This window comes from uncultured Methylobacterium sp. (assembly GCF_964251405.1).
Classification (GTDB): domain Bacteria; phylum Pseudomonadota; class Alphaproteobacteria; order Rhizobiales; family Beijerinckiaceae; genus Methylobacterium.
The window spans coordinates 63,593-68,271 of sequence record NZ_CAXUJR010000004.1; the positions used below are offsets into that span (position 1 = coordinate 63,593).

The 4,679-nt window shown below is 68.3% G+C and carries 5 protein-coding genes; 1 reads left to right on the forward strand and 4 read right to left on the reverse strand.

Going from position 1 to position 4,679, the window contains the following annotated elements; translation table 11 throughout:
• Positions 1-478 precede the first annotated feature (478 nt).
• The 3 genes from ACFE7U_RS01920 to ACFE7U_RS01930 all read right to left on the reverse strand — a co-directional run bounded on the left by ACFE7U_RS01920 (position 479) and on the right by ACFE7U_RS01930 (position 3,017).
• Positions 479-1,234 (reverse strand): ABC transporter ATP-binding protein, encoded by a 756-nt coding sequence (locus tag ACFE7U_RS01920; RefSeq protein WP_375408032.1) that lies wholly within the window; start codon positions 1,232-1,234, stop codon positions 479-481.
• Positions 1,215-1,952 carry an ABC transporter permease gene (locus ACFE7U_RS01925; RefSeq protein ID WP_375408033.1) on the reverse strand — a complete coding sequence of 246 codons (738 nt, stop codon included), beginning with the start codon at positions 1,950-1,952 and terminating at the stop codon, positions 1,215-1,217. The genes ACFE7U_RS01920 and ACFE7U_RS01925 overlap by 20 nt, the downstream gene beginning before the upstream one ends.
• Positions 1,953-2,027: 75 nt before the next feature.
• A complete protein-coding gene (locus tag ACFE7U_RS01930; RefSeq protein ID WP_375408034.1) occupies positions 2,028-3,017 on the reverse strand; it encodes an ABC transporter substrate-binding protein in 990 nt (329 codons plus the stop codon).
• 208 nt (positions 3,018-3,225) lie between these two features.
• Here ACFE7U_RS01930 and ACFE7U_RS01935 point away from each other — a divergent pair, with 208 nt between their 5' ends.
• A complete protein-coding gene (locus tag ACFE7U_RS01935) occupies positions 3,226-3,603 on the forward strand; it encodes a 4a-hydroxytetrahydrobiopterin dehydratase (protein ID WP_375408035.1) in 378 nt (125 codons plus the stop codon).
• Positions 3,604-3,685: 82 nt separating this feature from the next.
• Here ACFE7U_RS01935 and ACFE7U_RS01940 read toward each other — a convergent pair whose 3' ends face one another.
• Positions 3,686-3,907, reverse strand: a complete 222-nt coding sequence (locus ACFE7U_RS01940) for a hypothetical protein (protein ID WP_375408036.1) — start codon at positions 3,905-3,907, stop codon at positions 3,686-3,688.
• Positions 3,908-4,679: the final 772 nt, after the last annotated feature.

Genomic DNA, 4,679 nt, shown 5'->3' on the forward strand with positions numbered 1-4,679 from the left:
ACGGTTCGCCAAGCTCCGATGCAATGGTGTGACAGTCCCTCCACCTGGTTCCGCCCATCACGAGAAATTTTTTGCTCTGCAGATCTTGATGGTGCATCGCAAAACAAGAGATCGAACGGAGAAACGAATTTATAGATACGGAGACCTTGCTTATGCGCTCGATGCATGTCGCGCAGGATTGCGACGATCGATCATGACGCTCACGGCGATCTGTTCGGCCATGCCGCCGCGATCCTTCATCCGTAAGCGGGCGTCGTTCAAACTGATCTGCATGATAATGCAATGTTTGGGACCCGACAGGCTGCAGGGGCGAGCTTGCTGGAGCGGCCGGCTCGGCGGTTAGGACGCGCGCAATCCGATCGGGCATGCGCTTTCTCGCCGCATCAGCGGTGGACAAGTCTGGTTTGTCGCAGGGGTCCCGATCGATGGCTCAGCGGCTTCATTCCCTTAGGTCCGGGGCAAACAGCCGTGTTCCCCATCATGCGGCGATGATTCCGGGGTATCGAATCGCGAGATCGTGGCGTGTCTCGTCGGCCCAGATCCGTGTCCTGTCGGCGCGAGGCTGATCCAGGGCGATGGTGGCGACGAGGCTGGCGGGCCTCGCCGAAAGGAGCAGCAGGCGGTCTGCCATCTCGATGGCTTCGGCGACATTGTGCGTGACCATCAGCACGCTCATCCCGGCGCGGGTGACGCTGTCCACGACGATCGCCCGTAGCGCCGCCGCGGACGCATCGTCGAGGGAGACGAAGGGCTCGTCGAGGATGAGGATCCGCGGCTTCAGGGCGAGCGCCCTGGCCAGTGCGACCCGCCGGGCCATGCCGAGCGAGAGCGCGCGCGGGTAGCGGCTGCGCCAGGGGGCGAGACCGAGCGATTCGAATAGCGAATCGAGGTCGCGGCCGCGTTCGGCCCGCGGCAGTGCCAGGCGGACGTTCTGCTCCACCGTCCGCCACGGCATGAGCCGCGGCTCCTGGAACACCATGCCGATGCCGGCGCTGGCCGGGTCGGGCACGACGGAGCCGTCATAGGCCGGATCGAGGCCGAGCAGGATGCGCAGGGTCGTGGTCTTGCCCGCCCCCGACGGGCCGATCAGGCAGGCGATCTCGGCCTCGCCGATCGAGAAGGCGAGGTCGCGCACCGCCTCGACCGGTTCCGCGCCGCCGATGCCGTAGACCTTCCGGCGGATGTCCACCGACAGCACCGCGGCGCCCCTCGCCTCAGCGCCAGCGTCGGACATGGGCTTCGAGCCTCTGCAGGATGAGGATGTCGATGGCGATCATCACGCTCATGAAGACGATGCTGTAGCCGACGATCGCCGCGACGTTCAGGCTCTGCACGAAGTAGAAGTTGATGGCGAAGCCGACGCCGTTGGGCCGCCCCAGCAGCTCGATCACCAGCACGATCTTCCAGGAGAGCGAGAGACCGGAGCGGGCCGCGGCGACCACGAAGGGCTGGAGCTGGGGCACCAGCACGTGGGCGATCCAGGTCCGCCGGTCGAAGCGGTAGGCCCGCGCCATCTCCTCCAGTTGCGGGTCGAGGCCACGCGCGCCCTCGCGCAGGATCACCGCCACATTGGGGAGCTTGTTGAGGACGACGGCCAGCACCGCAGCAGCCTCGTTCAGCCCGACCCAGATATAGGCCAGCACCGTGATCACCAGGGCCGGGGTGTTGAGCAGGATCAGGAGCGGCGTGTCGAGGACGAGGTTGAGCGCGCTCCAGCGTCCGAGCGCGATGCCGAGCACGACGCCGAGCACCATGGCGATGAGGAACGAGATGCCGACCCGCGCCAGGGTGAGCCCGACATTGCGCCAGAGGTCGCCGGTGGCCGATTCGCTGATGATGAAGTTGAGGATGGTCAGGGGCGCGGGCAGCAGCCGCGATTCGGCGAGGCCGGCCGCCAGCTGCCAGGCGGCCAGCAGCACGAGCACGGAGACGAGGCGCGTCGCGAAGCCCATGGCGTCAGGGCAAGTCCCGTGAACGCAAGTCCCGGATCGGGGATGCGGCGGTGATCGGTCGCGACGTCGTCACGGTCAGGCGGTGCCGTCGAAGTAGAGCCCCTTGGGCAGGGTCGCGCCGGACCCGACGAGGCGCTTGCCGCCGAGCCTGGCCAGGACGCCGTAGAGGCGCTCGCCGTCGCTGCGCTCGGTGTCGAGGGGGCGGCGCGGAATGCCGGCGAGGAAGTCGCGCTTGAGCGCCTCGAAGGTCGGCGCGTCCTCGGCCGACATCAACGGCCGCACGATCTCCCAGGCGGACGGATCCGTCGCCAGGAGCTCCTTGGCGGCCTTTGAGGCGCGCGCGAAGCCCGCGATGACCTCGGGCCGGCCCGTCACCGTGGCGGAATCGAACAGGTAGCCGATCAGCGCGATCGACCCCGTCGCCCCGAAGCCGCGCATGATCTCGTCCGCGCCGATGAGCCGGCGGAAGCCCTTGGGCTCGAGCCGGGCGCAATAGGTCCAGTACAGGAGCCCGGCATCGAGCTCGCCTTGTTCGAGCTTGAGCGCGAGGAGCGGAGGCGCCCCGAAGGCGACGTCGGCGACCGCTTCGAGGTCGATGCCGCTGTCCCGGGCCTGGGCCTTGAGGAGCAGCCAGTTCTTGTCGAGCGGCCCGCCCGCGACCCCGAGGCGCTTGCCGGCCAGATCCTTCAGCGAGGCGATCGCGCTCTTGGCCGGGACCATGAGGGAGCCCTCGGTGGTCGAATAGGGGAAGAACCGCACCAGGCGGCCGTCATTGCCGAGCCGGGCCGCCCAGAGCAGGTCGCCGACGATGGTGTCGACCTGGCCGCCCATGAAGGCGATGCGGGCAGCGTCGTTGCCGGCGAGCTTGACGATGTCGAGGGTGAAGCCGTTGGCCGTGTCGAGCTTCTTCTCCTTGATCACCGCGGCTTCCCAGGAGACCGTGCCGAAGGGCAGGCTGCCGACGCGCACGGAGGTGGACGCCGCCTGCGCGCCCCGCAGGCCAGGGAGCGATCCGGCCAGCGGCCATAGCGATGCCGTCGCGAGCAACCTGCGCCGTGACAGCATGAACGCGTCCCTCCCTGGCCTTGCCGGTCCGCCGCGCGATGACGACAACCGACGGTTTGTTGCGGGCCTAGATAGAGTGAGACCCGCGCGGCGTCCACAGAGCGTCGCCGAAGGGACTTGGGAGGCTGCGGCGTCCGCGATCTTGCCTCGCCGAGGCGCCCGGCGCAGGCTCCGCCCCCTCCCCTCGGCGACCCACGGAGCAACCACCATGGCCGGAACCCGCGACGACGTCCTCGACGACGCCACCATCACCGAGCGGCTGGCCGCCGAGCTGCCGCACTGGACCTATGAGGGCGGCTGGATCAAGCGCACCTACAAGACCGCGGGCTGGAAGGGCACGCTCATGGTCATCAACACGGTCGGCCACCTCGCCGAGGCCGCTTGGCACCATCCGGACCTGACCGCCTCCTATGCCTGGGTCGAGGTCCGGCTCACCAACCACGCCGCCAAGGGCGTCACGCAGAAGGATTTCGCGCTGGCCACCAAGATCGAGGAGGTGGTGGGCTGGCAGCCGGGCACCGAGGGCGCCGGCCTGGAGGGCACGCCGACCGACCAGCGCTTCGCGTATATCAAGTACGACCGCTGATCTGGCGGGCCCCTTCCCCTCTCCCCGCAAGCGGGGCGAGGTGGAGCCTCACACCGAGGCCCTTGCACCGAGGCCCTTGCACCTACTCCGCCTGCTTCACGCGCCGGCACTCGGTCTTGAGGTAGGCGGTCTTGCCGATCTCGGCGCTGAGATCGGTGCGGGCGATGATCTCCTGCCAGCCGTTGGTGCAGCCGAGCTCGTTCGCCACCCGCACCTTGCGGACCTCGCTCGCCCGGTCGTCGGTGCAGGATTGCTGCGGGATGCCGTTGGCGCAGACGAGGACGACGGCGATGAAGCTGTTCATGATGGTTCCTGGGTCTGATCGGCGGGGTCTCGCTGAGGGAAGCCTCATCGCCCCTACGCTCGGGACGGCGCCCGGGTTTCGCGGCAGCCCGACGCGCCGACGGCCCCGCGCGCCGTCATGGCGCCGGGGGCATGGCCAAAGATAACGCACCTACGACAGGGGACGCGGGACGCCGCGGAACCCGGTCTCGATCACTGCGCTGAGGAAGGCTGGCTTCCCCGGCGTCCCGCGGCCGCTACGACCCCTGGCGGGGGCGGCGCGACCGATTTGGCGTCGCGGTCTCTTCTCGCTCGTGTCAGGCCCCGACTCTTACGGTGGATCCGGCCTTAAGCCGGCCCGCGAACGGCGGACGATCTCGCGCCCGCGCCGCCACCTCGTAGTGGGCAGGACGGCATCGGTTCCGACTGGGGGACTGCGGGGTGCGGGCCGACCCCGTCCGCAGCCCTTGCGCCTGACGACGACGCCCGGGGCGATGGCCGACCGAGCCACCGACGCAGGAACCGCCCCGCCCCCCAAAGCCCCGCCCTGGTCAGAGGCGAGGCTCCCTGTCGAGACACCATGGTTGGGTGCCGGGGGCGGATCGGAGGGGCATAGGGGAAATGGGCGCGAATGTCAAGCTTTTTTTCCTATATCTCTGCTGTTTAAAACGTCCATAATAGGAACATAAACTATAAAGCCGGAGCTTGGCCGTGAACGAAGATGCCCGGGTGTGGTGTAGGAACCGGTCCTTGGCGTTAGGCCCGGAAGCGGACGCTTCGTTTCCGGGTCAGTC